We start from the raw sequence: 19,470 nt of genomic DNA on the forward strand, positions 1-19,470 counted from the left end.
GCGCGCAGCCCCCGAAATCGCAGGCACGGGCTCACCGCGCAGCACGCAAATCGCGCTTGCCTTTGGGCGGGGAGGCTTTGGGATATGTCGTACCTATGAGCGAAAACACGATCCCCATGAAAGGTCTCGGCACCCGTGCCGTTCACGCCGGTCAATCCCCTGACAGCGATTTCGGCGCCCGCGCCGCCCCGATCTACCAGACCACCAGCTTTGTTTTTAAGGACACCGAGCACGCCGCTAACCTGTTCGGCCTGAAAGAACTCGGCCCGATCTACACCCGCCTCGGTAACCCGACCAACGACGTCCTGGAGGCCCGTGTGGCCGCTCTTGAGGGCGGGACTGCTGGTCTGGCCCACAGCAGTGGCTCGGCTGCCATCACAAACTCGATCCTGAACCTCGCCGGTGCCGGGGATCACATCGTCTCCGTTTCCCAGCTCTACGGCGGCACCTACAACCTCTTTCACTACACCCTCCCGAAGCTCGGGATCGAGGTCAGCTTTGTGGACGGCAACGATCCGGAGAACTTCCGCAAGGCCGTCAAAGCGAACACCAAGGCCTTTTTCGGGGAAACCCTCGGCAACCCGCGCCTGAACGTCTTCCCCATCGCCGAAGTCGCCGCCATCGGGGACGAGCTGGGCATCCCGCTCGTCATGGACAACACCGTCGCCCCCCTGATCTGCCGCCCCATCGAGCACGGCTGCAACGTCGTCGCGCACAGCACCACGAAGTTCCTCGGCGGTCACGGCGTGGCCATTGGCGGCATGGTTGTGGACGGAGGTAACTTTGACTGGGGCCGCGGGCGCCATCCCGGCTTTACCGAGCCAGACAACAGCTACCACGGCCTCGTCCACTGGGACGCGTTCAAGGCCTTCCCGCCCGCCGGTGGGGCCAACGTCGCCTTTGCCTTCAAGATGCGCCTGCAACTGCTGCGCGACACCGGTAACTGCCCTTCACCGCACAACAGTTGGCTCACTCTGCTGGGTATCGAGACGGCCCACCTGCGCATGCAGCGCCACTGCGAGAACGCGCTCAAGGTGGCCGAGTACCTCAACGCCCACGACAAGGTCGAATGGGTCACCTATCCCGGCCTCAAGGACCACCCGCATCACGAACCGGCAAAGAAGTACCTGAACGGTGGCTTCGGGGCGCTCCTGGGCTTTGGCATCAAGGGCGGTCTGGACGCGGGCAAAAAGTTTATCGAGTCCCTCCAGCTCTTCAGCCACCTGGCCAATATCGGTGACGCCAAGAGCCTGGCCATCCACCCGGCGACCACCACCCACAGCCAACTCAGTGAGGAAGAACTGATCTCGGCCGGGGTCACGCCGGACTTCGTCCGCCTGAGTGTCGGTATCGAAGACTTTGAGGACATCCACGCCGACCTCGAACAGGCACTGGCAAAGGCCTAAGCGGGGTGCGTGACCGCACCGGACAATGAGGGGCTCCGCCCCTACGCTTCTTTCAGTCGCTGCCCCGGCAACGGATTCTCTAAAACGGGGTGCCACCATTTTACAAGTAGCCCGTTAATGGGGCAGCGAACGCAGTGAGCGATGGGGCAGAGCCCCATCTATGCCACCGGGTGCAACCCGGCGGAAAACGGTGTACTAACGTTGCAAGGAACGCGTAATGTGTTTCTAGTGCGATATGGTCAAACCAGCCGTCCTGTTGCTCAACCTCGGTTCCCCCGACTCCACCTCCGTGCCGGACGTGCGGCGGTACCTGAAGGAATTCCTCCTCGACGAGCGCGTGATCGACGCTCCTGCGCCGATCCGCAACTTTGTCGTGCGCGGGTTGATCCTACCCTTTCGCCCGAAGCGCTCAGCCGAGGCCTACTCAAAGGTGTGGACGCCCGAGGGCTCGCCTCTGATTGTTTCCAGTGAGCAGCAGCAGCAAGCCGTCGCGGAGAAACACCCCGAGGTCATCGCCGAGCTGGCCATGCGCTACGGCACCCCCTCCATCCCCGAGGCCATTGGCCGCCTCAAAGCCGCCGGTGTGACGCACCTGTTTATCGTGCCGCTGTACCCACACTACGCCATGAGCAGCTACGAGACCGTGCTTGTGCGCGTGACCGATGAAATCGCAGCCCAGGATTTTTCTGTAAAAACAGCTACACTCCAGCCCTTTTATAAAGACGACGACTACATAGACGCGCTGATCGAGAGCGCCCGCCCCCATCTGGAGGAGCCCTACGACCTGCTGCTGTTTTCCTACCACGGCATCCCCGAGCGCCACGTCCGCAAGTCCGACCCCTCGCATGCGCACTGCCTGTGCGTGCCCGGTTGCTGCGAGACCGAGCACCCTGCTCACGGCACCTGCTACCGGCACCAGTGCTTCGCGACGACGCGCGCGTTCACCGAGCGGGCCGGATTATCCCCCGACAAGGTCGCCGTGTCCTTCCAGTCACGGCTGGGCCGCGACCCGTGGCTGAAACCCTACACGGACTTCCGGCTCCAGGAGCTTCCCCAAGAAGGCGTAAAGCGCCTGCGCGTGATCTGCCCGGCCTTTGTCTCGGACTGTCTTGAGACCCTGGAGGAGATCGCCATGGAGGGTAAGGAGACCTTTCTGGAGGCCGGGGGCGAGGACTTTAAGCAAATCCCCTGCCTCAACAACCACCCGGCATGGCTGGATGTACTCAATGGTCGGGTCGATAGCTGGCTGGCCACACTGCCCGCATCCTGAGCCCTATTGCGGTTGCTTTTGAAGCCTCTCAGCGTATAGATTACGCGTTTCATGACACCCGAACTCCATACCGACCATTCGCTTTTCTGGATCGGCAGCGTCCTGTACGCACTGTCGTTCCTGTTTGCGCTGGTCTCGATCAGTTCGGAGAAAAGGCTCATCCGGTCCATCTTTATGACGCTGCTGGTGGGCGGCTTTATCTTCCAGAGTCTGGGGCTGTACTTTCGGGGCATCGAGGAGCGGGCCTTTCCGCTGACCAACCCGTTTGAAATCCTCCAGGTACTCTCCTGGAGCGGCGTCTGCCTGAACCTCATCCTGCGGCCCCTGTTTCGGCTCAACCTGCTGAATTTCTTCAGCGCGGGGCTGGCCACCGTACTCGGGGCACTTTCGCTGGCCACCCCCGAGTGGGACTACACCGCCGTGCCCACCCACATCGGGACAAACCCGTGGGTCGGCTTCCACGCGGTGCTGGCGGTCTTCAGCTACGGGGTCTTCGGGGTGCTGGCCATCACCTCGCTGATGTATCTGATCCAGAACTACGGGCTCAACCGCCGCAAGGCCGGGGGTATCTTCTCCCTGCTGCCCGCCATCCGCCAGCTGGAGGACATCAACAGCAAGCTGATCATTTTCGGGGTCAGCGTGCTGACCGTCGCCGTGGCGATTGGTTGCCTCAACTGGATCGCCCTGCCGGGGACGATCGGCGCCCTCAAGCTCATCGTCGCCATCGCCGTATGGGCGGCCTACCTGACCCTGCTTTTCCTACGTAACTCCAACCGGCTCATCGCATCGCCCTTCGCACGGGCCTGCGTGATCCTGTTCGTCGCGGCCCTCGTCTCGCTGTGGCCGCTGATGCTCCGTACCGCCCCAGACGCTCCGGCGACGGGCACGGACCTTTACGACGATGCAAGCCGCTGACAATCCCCGGCTTTTTCTGCTCGGCAGCTCGCACCGGACAGCATCGCTGGAAGTGCGGGAAACCTTTGCGCTCAACACAGACTCAGCCCAGGCCCTCTACGAACGACTCCGCCAGGATGCCGGCCTGAGCGAGTGCCTCATCCTCAACACCTGCAACCGTGTCGAAATCTACGGCGTGGCCGACGCAGTCGGCAGCCGCGAGCAGCTGGAGGAATCCCTGCGCCGCTCGCATGGCTTCGACACCTCGGCCTTTCTCAAGCACGGGTTCTGGCTCACGGGCGAGGAAGTCGTGCAGCATGCCTTTGAGGTCGCCGCCGGGCTGGACTCCCAGATGGTCGGCGAGACCGAAATCCTCGGGCAGCTCAAGAGCTCCTATGCCGGGGCCTCCGGGGCAGCCGCCACTGGCCCGGTGCTGAACCGGCTCTTCCAGAAAAGCTTCCAAGCCGCCAAGTGGGCGCGCACCCACACCGGTATCGGGCGCGGCCAGATCAGCGTCGGTAATGTCGCTGCCGAGCTTGCCCAGCGTGTCTGCGGCGACCTCAAGGACGCCTCTGTCCTGCTCGTCGGGACCGGCGAGGTCGCCGAAAAGACCGTGCAGGCCCTTGTCAGCCGAGGTGCTTCCCGCGTCACCGTAGCGGGGCGAAACCTGATCAAGGCCCGGGAGCTGGCAGACGCCTTTCAGGGGCCGTGCATGAGTATCTCGGATGTGCCGCGCGTATTGGCATTTCATGACATCGTGATCTGCTCGACCGCCTCGACCGAACCCCTGCTGCGCAAGGACGAAGTCGCCCCCGCCCTGCGTCAGCGCCCCACCCGTCCGCTTTTCGCCATCGACCTGGCCCTGCCGCGTGACATCGAGGGCAGCGTCGGCAAGCTCAGCAACGTCTACCTCTACAACCTCGACGACCTCGCCGCCATCGCCAATGAGAACCTGAAAGCCCGGCAGGCCGAAGTCGAAAAGGCCCGCCACGCCCTGCTCGAGCGCGCCGCGCATCTCTGGGGCCACCTGTGCTCGCGGCCCAGCTAAGGCTGAAGCAGCCACACGCCATAGCGTAGCGGCATGACCACGCGCTTTTGAGGGTTGCCGCGGATGGGAGCGGACACCACTGTGGAGGGTTGAACCTCCCGACCCGCACCCAATATGAGACCCGAACCCGCCGTTGCCCCTACCCTTGCTGACGGGGCGGACCGGGCCGTGGCCAAGACCACGTACTTCTACGACCGCTGGCGGGGCTTTTTTTACGGGCTGCTGGAGCCGGGCTGGGTCACCTTTTCCCTGCTGATCGCGATCCGGTACTTTGACATGCCGGTCTATCTGAAGGCGCTGCTCCCGGCGGCGACGTTTATCGGGCTTCTGCTGAATACCTTCACCATCGCGGCATGCGGACGCACCGGTAAGCCCACCTCGTGGCTGATCTCGATCATCATGATCCTGTGCGCCCTGTGTATCAGTGGAGCCATGATCGCGCCCACCCTGGCGCTGTTTCTGGCCTTCTTCATGGCGGCCAATATCCTCTTTGTGCAAAACCCGCCGCTGCTGGTTCAGATTTATTCGGCGAATTATCGGCCCGGCGAGCGCGGCACCAAGGTGTCCACGGCCTTCATCCTGCTCGCCATGGGGGCTATCTGCGCAGGTTGGCTCGGGGGGGAGGCTCTCGACCGTGACATCACGTATTTCCCGATTATTCTGGCCGGGATGGCGGCGGTCTGCGTGGTCAGCTCGTTCATCGTGAGGCGCATCCCCTCGCAGCCGCTGGACCGCAAGGCCAACGCCAACCCCTTCAAGAGCCTGTCCGTGATGTGGAAGGACAAGCTCTTCGGCTGGCTGCTGCTGTGCTGGATGGTGATCGGCACCAGTAACCTGATGACGATCCCCCTGCGCATCGAGTACATGGCAGACCCGCGCTACGGCATCAATGCCACGAACTTCGAGATCGCGCTGGTGACCTTTATCGTGCCGATGATCATCCGCATGCTCAGCACGAAGGTCTGGGGTTTTCTTTTCGACAAGATCAACTTCATCGTCTGGCGCGTGTGCATCAACGCCTGCTTCTTTACCGGCTTCCTCATCTACTTCAACAGTCACTCGCTCCCGCTCCTCGGACTGGGGATGGCCTTCATCGGGGCGGCGATGGGCGGTGGTGCCATCGGCTGGACCCTCTGGGTGACGAAGCTCGCCCCCTCCAGTGAAGTCTCCAAGTACATGAGCGCCCACACCGCACTGACCGGCCTGCGGGGCACGCTCGCCCCCTTTATCGGGTACTGGGTGCTCGCCCACCTCGATCCGCATCTGCTCAGCTACGTCTGCGCAGGGGGCATGATCCTGGCCAGCACGATGTTTGCACTCGCCTGGAAGTCTCCCCGCATGCGGGCAGCATGAGCATCCCTTCTCTTAAGCGGTCGCCTGCCCTCTCATTTCTGGAACCAGCGTCAAAGGACTCTAAAAGCGCTGGACAGCATTTGTCGGTCTTTTATGGTCCATTAGCATGATGAGGCTCACCGCCATACGCTTCGTATTATTGACGTTCGTAAACCTCGCGTTCCTGCACCTGGGGACGACGACTGCCAGCGCCCAGAGTAAGGTCGAGCCCGGCATGCCTAACCCGCCCAGCCAGCCGACCGAGGTAAAGGTCGGGGTCTTTCTAGCCGATATCATCGATCTGGACGAGCTCAACGAAACCTTTGAGGTAGAGCTGATTGTGACAGCCGAGTGGGACGACAAGCGGCTGGCCTTTGACCCCGAGGAAGAAGGTGCCCCGTACAAGCTCTTCCAGGGCGCTTTTCAGTTTAACGAAATCTACTCGGCGTGGTGGCCGCAGCTGCTCTTCGTCAACCAGGTGGGCAGCGGCGATGTAAACGCGGTCAAGATCATGATCGCTCCGGACGGGCACGTCCGCTACCTGGATCAGCGCAGCGTGCTGCTGGAAACGCCCATGAAACTGCGGTCCTTCCCGTTCGATACGCAGACACTGGTGGGCACGATCGTCTCCTTTGGGGACTACAGCGACCAGGTCAAGCTGGTCGTCGATGAGCGCGTACTCGGTGCCAGCGAAGCCCATGCCGAGGCCAACGAAGACGTAAATATCGCCCAGTGGAAGCTGCTCGGCCTCGACCTCAAGGAGCAGGAAGCAGACTTCCGGTACTACGGCGGAAACAGGAGCTTTTCGGAGTTGAGCCTCGAAATCACGCTCAAGCGCCAGTCAAAGAATCTGATCTGGAAGGTGATCGTGCCGCTGATCATCCTCGTGCTGCTGATGTGGGCCGTCTTCTGGCTCGACCCGGAGAGCCTCTCCGACCGCCTGAATGTGTCCTTTATCGGCATCCTGACCATCGTGGCCTACCAGTTCCTGATCGACGGCTCCATGCCCCGGATCGACTACTTCACCTTTACGGACACGATCCTGCTCTACTCCTTTGTCGTGATGTGCCTGACCATCTTTGAAAGCCTGATGATCAGCTCCCTGCGCAAGCGAGGGTACACCAGCTTTTCAAACATGGTCGACCGGTTCTTCCGCTGGAGCTTCCCGATCATTTACTTTGCCGGACTGATCGCCAGCTACCTCTACTACCGCTAAGCAGCCAGCCAGGGCATAGCCCTGGACCCTAGATGCTTCGCATATGGATGGCATTTCTTGGAGTAATGCCATGAAGCAGGCCTATCGGCAACGAACTTGCGGGGCACCATCGATCGCACCCGATGTTGGTGCACTGCGCAGTGATTCCAGCCCCCTAGCCTACGATGAGCGAGAGGGAGGCCACGATGATCAGCGTCCAGATAACGGTATTATAGGCTTTTTGAGGGATGTATTTGACCACATGCGGGGCGATAAAACCGCCCGCTACCGCGAACACTCCGAAGCACAGGCTGATCTTGAGCGAGGACAAGTTCAGGTTGTTGACCCCGGCCTGAAACGGCAGCTTGAAGACATTGATCAGCATGAAGTACCAGGCGGTCGTCCCGATGAAGGCCAGCTTCGGCAGCTTGATCGCCATGAAGTAAAACGAGGCAATCGGCCCTGCGGCATTGGCCAGCATCGTCGCCACCCCACCGAGCGCACCCACTGACCCAAAGAACCACATCTTGTGCGGGACGGGGTCGTCGTGACCCTCCTCTTTCTTACGCATGAGCCACTGGCGAAAGAAGTGCAACGCCGTCATAAACAGCAGCAACCCGCCGATGACCTGCGCAAAGACATCCGCCGGGATCCACCCAAACAGCAACGTGCCGATGACCACGCCGACCATGCTCCACGGCATCAGCCGGAACACCTGCTTGAAGTCCGCATGCCGCCGGTAGGCAATCGTAGCCACCATATCGCCACAGATCAGCACGGGCAGCAGGATGCCCACCGAGGGCTTGGCCCCGAAGGCCGTCGCGTAAAACCAGATGGCGACGTTACCCAGGCCGGGCAGCCCGCCCTTACCCATGCCCATAAAAAGGGCTCCGGCGATGCCCAGCATCCACTGGTTAGCGGTGAGATCGGAAATATCCATAAAAGTGACTTCAATATGTTTTAACTGTCGCTGCGCGAGAAGGCCCCGTCGGCGACATGCAGGATGTCCCAGTCGCGTTCGCCTGCCGGAGGAGGCTCCGTACCGGTAGCGATGATCTGGCGATCCGGCCCGATCGCCCGCCAAAAGCGTTCACGCCGGGGCGGGTCCAGCTCCCCCAGCACGTCATCAGCCATGATGACCGGGCGCACACCCGAGCTTTGCTCAAAGCTGGCCATCTGCGCCAGACGCAGGCTGACCACGAGCGAACGTTGCTGCCCCTCGGAGGCGTATTCGCGAGCCTTTCGGCCCCCCACGCGCAGGTCCAGATCGTCGCGGTGCGGGCCGCGCTGGGTGGACTTGAGCATGAGGTCCGCGGTCCGGTTCTCGCGCAGGCACTTAAGCGCGGACTCCGTATCCTCAAAGACGGACTCCGGCCGATAGCGCAGCTCCGGCTCCTCGGCTCCGTCACTGATCACCGCATAGGCAGCGCGCAAGTCACGCCCCAGAGCCTCGACGCCCTCGCGGCGCAGGCGGCAGACGGTGACAGCGGCCGGCGCCAGTGCCTTATCAAAAGCGGACAGCTCGGCCTCACGCGGGCCGGTACCGGTCTTGAGCAGCTGGTTGCGCTCCTTCAGGGCGCGGTGATAGCGCCGCAGTGCCTCAAAGTAATCGGCCCGCATGGACGAGAGCGTCATGTCCAGAAAGCGGCGGCGCAGAGCCGGGCCGCCACGGATGAGCTGGATGTCCTCAGAGGAGAGCGTCACCGTCGGGAAGCGCCCCAGAAAGTCTGCCAGGCGGGTGACCTTCTCGCCGTCGCACTGGATGTCTTTTCCAGATGAGGAAAAGCCGAGCGTAATCTCGGAAGTGCCTTCGCCCTCGCGCTCGCAGACGACAAAGAGCCGGGCCTGTCGCTGGTGGTGGCGGATGAGCGCGCGCGTCTCCGTGGTCCGAAATGAACGCAGCGCGGTGACCATCCCCGCGGCCTCCAGCAGGTTCGTCTTTCCCTGGCCATTACGCCCGAGCAGAAAGGTGCTGGTTTTTTCAAAGCTCAGCGCCGCCTGTTCGATATTGCGGAAGTTCTCCGCATGGAGCCTGAGCAGTTTCATGCCGGGGATGTGAGAGCGAGCCGCCCCCCTTTAGATCGAGATGACCGTCGAGTTACTGGGAGCATCCTGCTCGGCACGGAGCTTTTTAAAGGCGGTGGCAAAGGCGTTGGCGAGGCCCTTCCAGTCATCCGGCGTGGTGTCCCACCCGGCGCTCACGCGTACGGCGCGCTTGGCTTCCTCCCCGGAGAGTCCGAGGGCGGCCAGCACGTGCGAGGGGGCAGCCTTACCGGTGCCGCAGGCCGAGCCGCGCCCGACCTGAAAGCCGAGCCGATCCAGCACGGTGACCCAGCGGGCGTTGGGAAACTTCGGCATGATCAGGCAGGAGGTGTTTCCGAGGCGATCAGCCTTTTCGCAGACCACACGCGCACCCGGCACGATGTCCTTAACCGTGTGCTCAAAGATCTGGCGTCCCACGACCCAGGCCGTGGCAGTTTCCTCAAGCGCGCGTTCGCGGGCCTCCAGCTGGGCGACCATGGCGAGGATGCCGGGGATATTCTCGGTGCCGGCGCGATGGCCGTCCTCCTGACCGCCGCCCTGGAAGCACTGGAAGTCGTTAAAAGCGTCGGAAATCTTGATAAAGCCGACGCCCTTGGGGCCGCCGAACTTGTGCGCGCAGCCGGTCACGAAGTCCGCCCGGCCCATGCCCGCGCAGGTGCGCTTACCGATCCACTGGGCCGCATCGAGGTGGCAGGGTACGCCCCACTTGCGGCAGAGTTTGACCACCTCGGGCCAGGGCTGCACGGCCCCGGTCTCGTTGTTGGCAGCCATGACGGAGACGAGCGCGACGCCGCCCTTTTTCAAAAGGTTTTCCAGCCCGTCAATATCCACCACGCCCTGCGCATTGACCGGGAGGATGTCGCACTGATTCGGGAAGCAGGTGCGCGCGCTGGCCAGCACACAGGGGTGCTCGACGGCGGAGACAATCACACGCCCCTGCGGATCGAAGCGCTGGAAGAACTGGAAAAGCGCGTTGTTCCCCTCAGTTGCCCCGGAGTTGAACACGATCTGCTTCGGGTCGGCGTCCATCATCTGCGCCAGGCGCTGCCGGGCATCCTCCAGCTTGTTGTGGGCGCGGGCGGCCGCGCTGTACGGGCTGGACGGGTTGTGCCAGAACTCGCGGTTGGCGTCCATCCAGGCCTTTTCGGCCACAGCGTCCATGCGGGTCGTCGCGTTGTTGTCAAAGTAGCTCATCGTCGCAGTCAAACACTATGCCCCAAAACCGCCTCACGCGCAAAACTATTTCACCAGCAATGGCAAAATGCCTGGGATGGGCTACCCCTGGGGCAGAGCCCTATCAAGATGCGAAGCATCTAGGGTGCAGGCCTTGCCCTGCCTACTGTGGCGGGATTTTGATCTGCTGGCCGAGGCGGAGGGAGTGAGGGCTGGCCATGATATCGCGGTTGGCGTTAAAGATGTCCTGCCAGCGGGCTGGCGTGCCATAAAACTTTGAGCTGATGCGAGAGAGTGTATCCCCCTCCTGCACGGTGTACATGCGCATCCCGCTGGTACTGGCGGATGCGGCTGGGGCCGCGCTCGGCCGGGAGGCGGTGCTGACCGGTCGGCTGGTTGTCGTCGTAGGAGCCGTGCGAGTGGTCGTAGTGGGTGTCGAGCTGCGGCTCGTCGTGGTGGAGGTGCTGGCTGAGGAGAAGGATGGCGCGGTGACGGCGACCCCCTCCAACTGCTCAACGCGGGCGCGGGCTCCGGCCAACTGGCGCTTGAGCTCAAGGTTTTCAGCACGGACGCTTTCGATGATCTCCAGCAGGTCCAGGCGCTCGACCTCGTCGTTGTAGGGCTGACCGGGCAGTTGCCGGGCGAAGTCCTTTTTCGCGGACTCGATCATCTGCTTGACCAGCGGGGCCTGATCGCTGTCGGGCTGGTATTCCAGATACTTGCGGTAGTGGTAGATCGCGGCTACGGGATCACCGAGGAAGTCCTGATACAGGCGACCGGCCTCAAGGTGAGACTCCGGGGCCTCCTTACGCTTCTCGATCACCTTCAGAAAGGCGTCCAGCGCCTCATCGTAGCGCTGCTCGCTGAGCTTGATCTGCCCACGGTTGAAGTGTTTTTCGTCCCGCTCGGGCACGACTTCAAAGCTGCTCTTGTCGGAGCAACCCACCAGCGAGAATAGGACGACGGCCAGGGCAAACCAGATTTTTCCCATCGGCAAACTATCTGCCAGCCCTCACACCGAAGGCAAGAATCTTTCGGCCCCGCAAGGCTACTCTCCCTGAAAACTGAGGACGATCCGGCGGGAATGTGAGGCGTCGCGGTGCTCCCAGAGGTATACACCCTGCCAGGTCCCCAGACACAGGCGCCCATCCACAAAGGGAACGACCTCGGCCGTGCGCGTGAGCGCCATCTTGATGTGGCTGGTCATGTCGTCGGGCCCCTCCAGCGTGTGCGTGTAGTGCGGGTCGTCGGTCGGCACGAGCTTGTTTAAAAAGTAGTGGAGGTCGTGCCGCGCGGAGGGGTCGGCGTTTTCCATGATGACGAGGCTGCAGCTGGTGTGACAGCAAAAGACCGTCACCGTGCCCTCCCGGAGGCCACTGCCCCGCAGCGCATCCGTGATCTCGTCCGTAAACTCATAAGTCCCCTGCCCGCTCGTACGCAGGCTGAGCATTTTCGTATATACCGCCATGCGTCCTTACTGCCCGGCCCGTCCCACCGAGTCAAGGATGCGGGATTGTCCCGGATATCATGGTTGGACCCGTTGTTCGCGTTTCACATCCCACTCAGATGCGAGTTATCGCACGACTGCGGCACGATAAAAATACGTTTGGGTAGGCTCCAGGCGATACGGGGAGGCCGAGTCTACGGCACTCCAGTTCTGCAGGTCGGTTGATTGGTAGAGCTTGCCGCGGTAAACAATCTCCCTCGTGCCCGTGTTCTGCCGGAAGAAGATGCTGGGCTCGCTCTCAGTGACACCGGTGTCCTGATTATTACTGATGACCGACCACATCACCTCCTGTGCCAGGGCCTGGTATGCCTGATCCAGCGGGACTCTCGCCACCTCCGAATCGATAGTAAAACTCGAGGGCTCAACACCAAGTAATGTCGAGACCACGGTACGATGAGCGATATACCGCCCCTGCCCTGCCATATGATAAATATCCCGGTACAGATCATACACACTGGTAGCCATCTCTCCGTCCTCTAATACCGGGATAGGGATTTCATTCAGTTTCTGATCCAACTGCGCGAGCACTTGCCCAACCGGTATCATCCGAATGTCCAGCTCAGGATAGGCCTCGCACATCATAGCAAACAGGTACTCGTAGTAAGCCTCACTCTTTATGATTTGCGCAGTCGGGTCTGTATAGGGGCGTGCCCACTCACTCTGCCACGATGCCACTGAGGACACGCTCGGCCAGGGCACATATAAATAAAAAACGCAGTCCTGATTCCGGTCATCCGCCGTCGCCATATCGATCATGACGGACACGGCCTCCATCTCAGTCTGCGCCGTAGCCTCCCCATAGGGATAAGACTGAAACGTGATCGCGTCCCAATCATAGTTTGCCAGCGCGTTTGGCCATGCCCCGTATGGCTCAGGAGGAGTCACGCAGGTGTATTCGGGGTCTTCCAACATGTAGGTGAGAGAACGGCTGCAGGCAATATGCCACCCGGCCTCCAGGCTCCAACCCGCTGACTCAAAGGCTTCGTCAAGCATACTTGGGCACATATCCCAGGTGAGAGAATTACCGACACAATAGAGCCGCATCCCATTAGCATAGAGCGAGTGCGCGCAACAGATGGCCAGAAAACAGATATAGATGAAGGTTCGAGACAGCTTATTCCGGGGCATTACACACCCTACCTATCACATAGTAATAGATGCTTACTGAGCATTTTCGATAAAATCCGTTCGCATGTGCCCGGAAAATGCTTAAACTATATTATCCATGAGCATGCAGGTGGACATTCCCGCCGAGATCCCCGTCATGACGCTGCCGGATGTGGTGCTGTTTCCGCATGCGATGTTACCGTTGTATATTTTTGAGCCGCGCTACCGGCAGATGCTTCAGGATGTGCTCAAAAACGACCGGCTCTTTGTCGTGGCCGGACAGGACTCCGAGAAAGAACGCGCCACCGGGGAGTTCGAGCCGCCCTTTGGCATCGCCTCTGTCGGCATCATCCGTGCCAGCCACCTGAACGAGGACGAGACCTCGAACCTGATCATCCAGGGGCTGGCCCGCGTCCGCATCCAGCAGATCATCTCCGAGGATCCGTACCGGATGGTGCGGATCGAGCCGCTGGCCACCGAGCCCGGCGCCCAGCAGGACTCTCTCAATGCCGACCGTGCCCGCCTGACCGAGCTGCTCCTGGCCCACGCCAAGCTCGGGGGCGAAGTCCCCGACGAGGTGATGGACTTCCTTGGCTCACTCGGCGACGACGACACCTTTCTGGATCTGGCCGCCTTTGCGCTGTGCCCGGACGACCGTGAAAAACAGCGCCTGCTCGAAACGCTCAGTACCGCCGAGCGCTTCCGGCACTTCCACTCGGTGCTTCAGCGCGCAAATGAGAACCTCGTCATCGAGCACAAGTTGCGTGGCGACCTGCCCGACGATCGCATCGAGCTGAACTAGGGTTGAGGGCGTGATCGCACAGGACACTCCGGCTGGTGCAGCATCAGGGGTGCCAGCCACCTACTGCGCTACGCGCCTACCCCGGTAACCGATAATGCCTAAAATGGTGCTGCCTTTGCGTCTTTGCGGTGAAATTTTTTCACGAAGAACTAAGCTGACACCACACTAGTTTTTCCGCCAGTGGGAGAGCTCCAGCATCGCGGGCTCGGGTGGCTTATGCTCGGCGCAGTACACCGCCAGACGGAAATAGGCCAGCAGCTCAGGGTCGGCGTTCGGCTTGAGCTTTTTGTAGTCGGCGAAAAGCGACTCTCCGGAGCGCCCCTCCAGCTCATAGGAGTACTTCATCCCGAGCGAGAGCAGCGCGCGCGCCGCCTCGACCTTCATCTTGGGGATACGCATGAAGTCCGAATTGAGCGCAGCGTAGTCGGTTTCCTTTTTCTTATTCGGCGGCATAAAAGCCAACAAGCTCGGCCAGGGCGGGCCAAGAGTCAAGCGTGCCCATCCGTCCCCCTGCACTGAGCACATAAAAAAGCCACCCCTGAGCAGGAGTGGCCGAAAAGAGTCGTTGTGAGCAAGGCGTTGAACAGTCGCCTCCGCTGCTATTCGCGTGAGCGTCGGCAGCGGCGTACAAAAAACGCCACGACCAGCACGGCGGCCCCTGCGATCAAGGCGTAGGTGGAGGGCTCGGGCACCGTCAGTGCCTTTTCGATACGGATGCTGCCAAAGCCGCTGCCGTCATACTGCCCCATGCTCAGGTCCTGTCCGATGAGAGCCTCAAAGCGCTCAATCGCCTGAGCCTCGCCATCTGCCCCCAGCCCCGCATACGAAATGAACGTACCGGTACCGGTGATGGCTCCGCTGATCGTGTCGGCGCCACCGAGCTGGGTGTACATGCTCAGGTTGATATTAACGTTTTCCGTTTCGCTGGTGAAGTCCATGTACATGGTCACCTCTTCGCCTCCAGAGACCACAAACTTCAGGGCATCGGAGACCCCCGTCAGATAGCCGTCTTCATTCCCATAGACACCGGCATTGAGGTTCTGAAAGGAGATAATGTAGTTACCGCCTCCCGAATCCTCGATCGTGCCATCAAACGATCCGACAAAGGCCATCGTTTTATTATCAGTGTTCACCTGCAGGGTCAGAGCAGCCATGGCTGATAAACACGGTGAGAGAAGACAGAGAGTAAGTAAGGTGAGTTTTTTCATAGCGAATAGCCTACACGAGTCCTTATGGGGGTTATTATTCCCATGAATGTCAAGAAATTGCCCCAGCAGGCCCGATACCAGTCGAGTAGACGCTCAGTGACACGCAAATCCGCTGCCTTGGCTCCTGTCACACTCACCGCGCCAACTGTGACACAGGTGGGACATTCTGCGCCACATTGACGATGTCCCAGTCGCCTCCCCAGCCGAACAAGACAACGGTATCATCCTGTTAGTAAGCAACTTAAACAAATAAAAATCCTAACGGCACAGTCCCTGCAAAGGGATTGGCATGAGCAAAGTTTTAGGAATCGACTTGGGCACGACCAATTCGTGCATGGCGGTGATGGAAGCCGGCGAGCCGGTCGTCATCCCGAACTCGGAAGGCGCGCGTACCACGCCGTCCGTAGTGGCATTCGCCAAGAATGGCGAACGTCTTGTCGGGCAGGCGGCCAAGCGCCAGGCGATCACCAACCCCGCCAACACCATCTTTTCGGCCAAGCGCCTCATCGGACGTAAGTACACCGAAGTCCAGGAAGAGGCGAAGGGCCTTCCCTACAAGGTTGTCGAAGGCAAGAACGGAGACGCCTGGATCGAATACGTCGTCAACGGCGAAACCAAGCAGAGCGCCCCGGAGGAGATCTCCTCCATGATTCTGCAAAAGCTGAAGGCCGACGCCGAGAAGTACCTCGGTGAAAAGATCGACAAGGCCGTCATCACCGTGCCGGCCTACTTCAATGACGCCCAGCGTCAGGCCACCAAGGATGCCGGTGCCATTGCCGGTCTTGAAGTCCTCCGCATCATCAACGAGCCGACCGCTGCTTCCCTCGCCTACGGCCTCGACAAGAAGAGCGACGAGTTCATCGCGGTTTACGACCTTGGCGGTGGTACCTACGATATTTCCATCCTCGAGATCGGTGACGGTCTCTTTGAGGTCAAGGCTACCAACGGGGACACGCACCTCGGCGGTGACAACTGGGACACGACCATCATCAAGTGGCTGGCCGAGGACTTCCAGAAGGAGCACGGCATCGACCTGCTCGGCGACCCGATGGCCAAGCAGCGTCTGAAGGAAGAAGCCGAGAAGGCCAAGATCGCCCTCTCCTCCTCCCAGAGCTACGACATCAACCTGCCCTTTATCACGGCGGACGCCTCCGGCCCGAAGCACCTCAACGTGCAGATCTCCCGCTCCAAGCTCGAGCAGCTGACCGGCGACCTCAATGCACGCACGAAGGAGCCCTTCATGAAGTGCCTGAAGGACGCTGGCCTCGACGCCGGGCAGATCAACGAGCTCGTCCTCGTCGGTGGTATGACCCGCATGCCCGCCATCGTTGACGTGGCCCGCGAACTCGCCGGTAAGGACCCCCACCAGGGTGTGAACCCGGACGAAGTGGTCGCCATCGGTGCCGCCATTCAGGGTGCAGTTCTTTCCAACGACCCGTCCGTGCGCGACGTGCTCCTGCTGGACGTGACGCCGCTGACCCTCGCGATCGAAACGGCCGGTGGCGTTGCCACCCCGATGATCGAGCGCAACAGCCGCATCCCGACCAAGAAGAGCCAGGTGTTCTCCACCTACGCGGATAACCAGAGCGCCGTTGACATCGTCATCACCCAGGGTGAGCGCCCGATGTCCAACGACAACAAGCGCCTCGGTAACTTCCGCCTGGACGGCATCCCGCCCGCACCGCGCGGCATGCCTCAGATCGAGGTCACCTTTGACATCGACGCCAACGGCATCCTCCACGTCACCGCCAAGGACAAGGGCACGGGCAAGGAGCAGAAAATCTCCCTGACCGGCTCCTCCGGCCTCGACAAGGACGAAGTCGAAAAGCTCCGCAAGGAAGCCGAAGCGCACGCCGCCGAGGACTCCAAGAAGCGCGACTCCGCCGAAGCCCGCAACCAGCTCGACGGCCTGGTCTTCCAGACCGACAAGCAGCTCGGTGAACTCGGGGACAAGATCCCGGCCGACAAGAAGGCCCCGATCGAAGCCGCCGTGGCCGAGGGTAAGAAGGTTCTCGAAAACCAGTCCGCCTCCGCTGACGAGCTCAAGGCCGCCGCGACCAAGATCACCGAGGAGTTCTCCAAGGTGGCTCAGGACATCTACGGCCAGGCCGGTGCCGAGGGCATGGACCCCGCCGCCGCTGCTGCAGCCGCAGCCGCCGGAGCGGGAACCGCTCCCCCCGCCGAGGAGTCCAAGTCCAGCGACCCGAACGTAGTTGACGCCGACTTCGAGGTCGTCGACGACGACAAGAAATAAAGTTTCAAGCCAGTCACTGGCCGGTCATTCACGCATCGGCCAGTGACTTTTCTTTTAGACACAACCATTCAAACTAAACCCAAGTTCTAACAACAAACCATGAGTAAAGCACCTAAGATCCAACCCCTCGGAGATCGCGTCCTCGTAAAGGCGGTCGAAGAACAGGAACAAATCAAGGGCGGTATCTACATCCCGGATTCCGCTAAAGAAAAGCCGCAGGAGGCCGAAGTGGTCGCCCTGGGCACCGGCGCCAAGAACGACAAGGGCGAAGCCCAGCCGTTCAACGTCAAGGTCGGTGACAAGGTCATCGTCTCCAAGTACGGTGGCACCGAGGTCAAGTTCGGCGACGACGTCTACACGCTGCTGCGTGAGGACGACATCCTCGCCATCGTCGGCTAACGGGTTGCACCCGCTGGCATTGATCATGGCTGCGCCATGATGCCGTATTCAAAAAATGAATACGAGTGCCAACAGGACCAAACACTTACAAACAAGAAAACAACAAACTTATATAGACCATGCCTAAGCAAATGGTATTCGATGAAGCCGCCCGCAAGAAGATCCTCGCTGGCGTCGAAGCTCTCGCCAAGGCCGTTGCCGTGACCCTCGGACCGAAGGGCCGCAACGTTCTTATCGACAAGAAATTCGGCTCGCCGACCGTCACCAAGGACGGTGTCAGCGTCGCCAAGGAAGTTGAGCTCAAGGACCCGTACGAAAACATGGGTGCCCAGATGGTTCGCGAAGTCGCCTCCAAGACTTCCGACAGCGCTGGTGACGGTACCACCACCGCCACCGTTCTGGCCGAAGCTATCTTCCGCGAAGGCCTGAAGAACGTCGCCGCCGGCTCGAACCCGATCTTCCTCAAGCGCGGGATCGACAAGGCTGTTGAAGCCGCCGTCGCCAAGCTCGCCAAGGACTCCAAGAAGGTCTCCAGCCGCGAAGAAATCAAGCAGGTCGCTACCGTCTCCGCCAACTGGGACAGCGAAATCGGTGACATCATCGCCGACGCCATGGACAAGGTCGGCAAGGACGGCACGATCACGGTGGAAGAAGCCAAGGGTATCGAAACCACCCTCGACGTCGTCGAAGGTATGCAGTTCGACAAGGGCTACCTCTCCCCGTACTTCGTGACCAATGCCGAGACGATGGACTGCGTCCTCGAAGACGCCTACATCCTCATCCACGAAAAGAAGATCAGCAGCCTCAATGACCTGCTCCCGATCCTCCAGAACGTGGCCAAGACCGGCAAGCCCTTCCTCATCATCTCCGAAGACGTCGAAGGCGAAGCCCTCGCCGCTCTCGTGGTGAACAAGCTGCGTGGCTCCCTGAATGTCGCTGCCGTCAAGGCTCCCGGATTCGGTGACCGCCGCAAGGCCATGCTCGAAGACATCGCCATCCTCACCGGTGGCCGCCTGATCACCGAAGACCTCGGCATCAAGCTCGAAAGCGTTCAGCTCGCCGACCTCGGCCAGGCCAAGCGCGTTGTCATCGACAAGGAAAACACCACCATCGTCGAAGGTGCCGGTAAGAGCTCTGACATCCAGGCCCGCGTGAAGCTGATCCGTCGCCAGATCGAGGAAACCTCCTCCGACTACGACCGCGAAAAGCTCCAGGAACGCCTGGCTAAGCTCGCTGGCGGTGTCGCCGTGATCAATGTTGGCGCCCCGACCGAGCCCGACATGAAGGAAAAGAAGGCCCGCGTGGAAGACGCCCTGCACGCTACCCGTGCCGCCGTCGAAGAAGGCATCTCCATCGGTGGTTCCGTCGGCCTGCTGCGCACGGCTGCCGCTATCGAAAAGGTTGCCGAAGAACTCGAAGGTGACGAACAGGTTGGCGCCAAGATCATCCGCCGCGCTATCGAACTGCCGCTGAAGAAGCTCTGCTCGAACGCCGGTGTCGAAGGCAGCCTCGTCGTCCAGGAAGTTCTCAAGTCCAAGGGCTCGAAGGGCTACAATGTCGCCACGGGCGAGTACGAAGACCTGGCCGCTGCCGGTGTCGTCGACCCGACCAAGGTGACCCGCTCCTCCCTGCAGAATGCAGCTTCGGTCTCCGGTCTGCTCCTGACCACCGAGTGCATGATCACCGATATGCCCGAAGAAAAGTCTGCCGGTGGCGCTCCCGATATGGGCGGCATGGGCGGTATGGGCGGCATGCCCGGCATGATGTAGGCGGGCTGCACCCGCGGGCAATGAAGAGGCTGCGCCTCTTGGTTCCCGCAGGTCACTCACTCA

18 protein-coding genes are annotated in these 19,470 nt (G+C 61.0%); 10 read left to right on the plus strand and 8 right to left on the minus strand.

Annotated elements, in window-relative coordinates:
• The first annotated feature begins 95 nt into the window (after positions 1-95).
• The 6 genes from K0V07_RS14790 to K0V07_RS14815 all read left to right on the plus strand — a co-directional run bounded on the left by K0V07_RS14790 (position 96) and on the right by K0V07_RS14815 (position 7,166).
• Entirely contained in the window at positions 96-1,406 is a 1,311-nt protein-coding gene (locus K0V07_RS14790; RefSeq protein WP_220622161.1) for a PLP-dependent transferase, read from the plus strand.
• Between the two features lie 235 nt (positions 1,407-1,641).
• The gene (gene hemH, locus K0V07_RS14795; RefSeq protein ID WP_220622162.1) at positions 1,642-2,676 is read left to right on the plus strand and encodes a ferrochelatase; all 1,035 of its coding nucleotides are present in this window, start codon (positions 1,642-1,644) and stop codon (positions 2,674-2,676) included.
• A 51-nt stretch (positions 2,677-2,727) separates the two neighbouring features.
• Positions 2,728-3,591: a cytochrome c biogenesis protein CcsA gene (gene ccsA, locus K0V07_RS14800; RefSeq protein WP_220622163.1), complete on the plus strand. Its 864-nt coding sequence runs from the start codon at positions 2,728-2,730 to the stop codon at positions 3,589-3,591.
• Positions 3,578-4,618, plus strand: coding sequence for a glutamyl-tRNA reductase (gene hemA, locus K0V07_RS14805; protein ID WP_220622164.1), 1,041 nt, complete (start codon positions 3,578-3,580; stop codon positions 4,616-4,618). The genes ccsA and hemA overlap by 14 nt, the downstream gene beginning before the upstream one ends.
• A 114-nt stretch (positions 4,619-4,732) precedes the next feature.
• Positions 4,733-5,971, plus strand: a complete 1,239-nt coding sequence (locus tag K0V07_RS14810; protein ID WP_220622165.1) for an MFS transporter — start codon at positions 4,733-4,735, stop codon at positions 5,969-5,971.
• A 106-nt stretch (positions 5,972-6,077) separates the two neighbouring features.
• Positions 6,078-7,166 (plus strand): hypothetical protein, encoded by a 1,089-nt coding sequence (locus K0V07_RS14815; protein WP_220622166.1) that lies wholly within the window; start codon positions 6,078-6,080, stop codon positions 7,164-7,166.
• Positions 7,167-7,320: 154 nt separating this feature from the next.
• Here K0V07_RS14815 and K0V07_RS14820 read toward each other — a convergent pair whose 3' ends face one another.
• The 6 genes from K0V07_RS14820 to K0V07_RS14845 form a co-directional block, all read right to left on the minus strand.
• Positions 7,321-8,085 carry a sulfite exporter TauE/SafE family protein gene (locus K0V07_RS14820; RefSeq protein ID WP_220622167.1) on the minus strand — a complete coding sequence of 255 codons (765 nt, stop codon included), beginning with the start codon at positions 8,083-8,085 and terminating at the stop codon, positions 7,321-7,323.
• Between the two features lie 20 nt (positions 8,086-8,105).
• Positions 8,106-9,191, minus strand: coding sequence for a DNA replication and repair protein RecF (gene recF / locus K0V07_RS14825; protein ID WP_220622168.1), 1,086 nt, complete (start codon positions 9,189-9,191; stop codon positions 8,106-8,108).
• 30 nt (positions 9,192-9,221) lie between these two features.
• A complete protein-coding gene (locus K0V07_RS14830; RefSeq protein WP_220622169.1) occupies positions 9,222-10,382 on the minus strand; it encodes a cysteine desulfurase family protein in 1,161 nt (386 codons plus the stop codon).
• 142 nt (positions 10,383-10,524) lie between these two features.
• The gene (locus K0V07_RS14835) at positions 10,525-11,352 is read right to left on the minus strand and encodes a LysM peptidoglycan-binding domain-containing protein (protein WP_220622170.1); all 828 of its coding nucleotides are present in this window, start codon (positions 11,350-11,352) and stop codon (positions 10,525-10,527) included.
• A 57-nt stretch (positions 11,353-11,409) separates the two neighbouring features.
• Positions 11,410-11,829: a secondary thiamine-phosphate synthase enzyme YjbQ gene (locus K0V07_RS14840; RefSeq protein ID WP_220622171.1), complete on the minus strand. Its 420-nt coding sequence runs from the start codon at positions 11,827-11,829 to the stop codon at positions 11,410-11,412.
• A 105-nt stretch (positions 11,830-11,934) separates the two neighbouring features.
• On the minus strand, positions 11,935-12,861 hold the full coding sequence (locus K0V07_RS14845) for a hypothetical protein (RefSeq protein ID WP_220622172.1): 927 nt from the start codon (positions 12,859-12,861) through the stop codon (positions 11,935-11,937).
• A 232-nt stretch (positions 12,862-13,093) separates the two neighbouring features.
• Here K0V07_RS14845 and K0V07_RS14850 point away from each other — a divergent pair, with 232 nt between their 5' ends.
• Positions 13,094-13,777 (plus strand): LON peptidase substrate-binding domain-containing protein, encoded by a 684-nt coding sequence (locus K0V07_RS14850; protein ID WP_220622173.1) that lies wholly within the window; start codon positions 13,094-13,096, stop codon positions 13,775-13,777.
• Between the two features lie 165 nt (positions 13,778-13,942).
• On the opposite strand, the gene K0V07_RS14855 is transcribed toward K0V07_RS14850, so the two are convergent.
• Both K0V07_RS14855 and K0V07_RS14860 read right to left on the minus strand, forming a co-directional pair.
• The gene (locus tag K0V07_RS14855; RefSeq protein WP_220622174.1) at positions 13,943-14,230 is read right to left on the minus strand and encodes a hypothetical protein; all 288 of its coding nucleotides are present in this window, start codon (positions 14,228-14,230) and stop codon (positions 13,943-13,945) included.
• 146 nt (positions 14,231-14,376) lie between these two features.
• Positions 14,377-14,931 carry a PEP-CTERM sorting domain-containing protein gene (locus tag K0V07_RS14860; protein ID WP_220622175.1) on the minus strand — a complete coding sequence of 185 codons (555 nt, stop codon included), beginning with the start codon at positions 14,929-14,931 and terminating at the stop codon, positions 14,377-14,379.
• Between the two features lie 343 nt (positions 14,932-15,274).
• On the opposite strand from K0V07_RS14860, the gene dnaK reads away from it, so the two are divergent.
• The 3 genes from dnaK to groL all read left to right on the plus strand — a co-directional run bounded on the left by dnaK (position 15,275) and on the right by groL (position 19,407).
• The gene (gene dnaK / locus K0V07_RS14865) at positions 15,275-17,239 is read left to right on the plus strand and encodes a molecular chaperone DnaK (RefSeq protein WP_220622176.1); all 1,965 of its coding nucleotides are present in this window, start codon (positions 15,275-15,277) and stop codon (positions 17,237-17,239) included.
• 99 nt (positions 17,240-17,338) lie between these two features.
• A complete protein-coding gene (locus tag K0V07_RS14870; protein WP_220622177.1) occupies positions 17,339-17,638 on the plus strand; it encodes a co-chaperone GroES in 300 nt (99 codons plus the stop codon).
• A gap of 119 nt (positions 17,639-17,757) precedes the next feature.
• The gene (groL, locus tag K0V07_RS14875; RefSeq protein ID WP_220622178.1) at positions 17,758-19,407 is read left to right on the plus strand and encodes a chaperonin GroEL; all 1,650 of its coding nucleotides are present in this window, start codon (positions 17,758-17,760) and stop codon (positions 19,405-19,407) included.
• Positions 19,408-19,470 lie beyond the last annotated feature (63 nt).

This window comes from Ruficoccus sp. ZRK36, from assembly GCF_019603315.1.
In the GTDB taxonomy this organism is placed as follows: Bacteria; Verrucomicrobiota; Verrucomicrobiia; order Opitutales; family Cerasicoccaceae; genus Ruficoccus.